Raw genomic sequence first — 1,310 nt, 5'->3', positions numbered from 1 at the left:
TCTCATCATCATAAAAAATACCCCCCTACCACATAAAATAATTTTGCTTTTTAAAGTCCCACTTTGCAACGACTTCTTCCGCAGCTTCCATTTGCTCTTTGCTATATTCTTCATTACCAACATGAACTAAGTCACCCTTATCAACGTCCTCAAGTTTTAAATCTTGCTTGATCTGCTTAAAAAGACCGCCATAACTAATTTGCCGTGTACCAGCCAAAGCATACTCTAGATCATTAATCACTTCTAAGTTACGGTCATCATCGGCAGTCATATAGTCAGACGACTTAACTTCATACTTAGCAGTTTCTTCCGCACTAGCTTGCAGAGAACCAGTACCTTTGCGTTTATTAGCCTTAACTATTTCAACATGCACAACTGGCTCATAATCAACTTTTAAGGCTCTCTGCCACAATTTAGTCCACTCTGCTTGTTTGATATAGTTAGTATTATTACCAGTAAAATAGCTCGATTTTACAAACAATAAAACATGCAAATGTTGATTATATGACCTATCTTCATCATTGACCGTGATTTCAGTTGAACGCAGATAACCAAGTAAATTTTTGGTAACTTTCTTATAACGGGTAAGCTTATTAAACGCCTTGGTTAAAACTCGTAATGAACTTCTTAACTCTTCTGCACCATAAGCATTCTTAACTGTCAGTGTTAAAAATAAAAAACGGCCCTTAGGCTGTCTGCTAACAGCTTCCGCAATAATTTGTTTTAATTGACTTGAATTTTTCATACTCTTTCTCCAATTACACAACGGACATAAGCGTTTCTGACAAAACCAAGTCTGGTAGAGTTTTAACTGATTATTGATCTTACGAAAACGCAAAGTTTCCCCACAACCCCTAATGTCATGTGCACGTTTAAATTCTAAAATCGACAAATATTCTGCATAACGGACATTTTCAATTTTACGTTCACGCCAAGGTCTTACTTTCCCGTTTTTTGTTTTATCTCGAAAAATTTCTGACATATATAAAAACTCCTTTTCTAACCTACGTGAAAAGGAGTTTGATTTCTGTTTTTGCTTATATAATTTTGACAACCATAAAAATTATATACCTAATTATTCAAAAGTCCTATAACATCTGTTATACTAGGCTTTGAAGCAATAAAACTCTGAAATCAAACTCACGTGTTCCGGACGGCCAAATCAGGAACTTGCACGTGGGTTTTTTTTGCGCTTCTTTATTATTAAATTTTATATGTCCAATAATACACCAAAACCCCATAAAATCAATGATAAGGGACAAATTACTCGCAAAAATAAAAAACTAGTTGATCATACTAGTATCAAGATA

The 1,310-nt window shown here is 34.5% G+C and carries 1 protein-coding gene; it reads right to left on the bottom strand.

Annotated elements, in window-relative coordinates:
- Window positions 1-25 precede the first annotated feature (25 nt).
- The gene (locus HC026_RS12300) at window positions 26-982 is read right to left on the bottom strand and encodes a protein rep (RefSeq protein WP_159298879.1); all 957 of its coding nucleotides are present in this window, start codon (window positions 980-982) and stop codon (window positions 26-28) included.
- Window positions 983-1,310: the final 328 nt, after the last annotated feature.

The organism is Secundilactobacillus angelensis (genome assembly GCF_012641075.1).
Taxonomy (GTDB): domain Bacteria; phylum Bacillota; class Bacilli; order Lactobacillales; family Lactobacillaceae; genus Secundilactobacillus; species Secundilactobacillus angelensis.
Note: the sequence above shows the minus strand (reverse complement) of the source record. Positions and strands in the feature narration are given on the sequence as shown.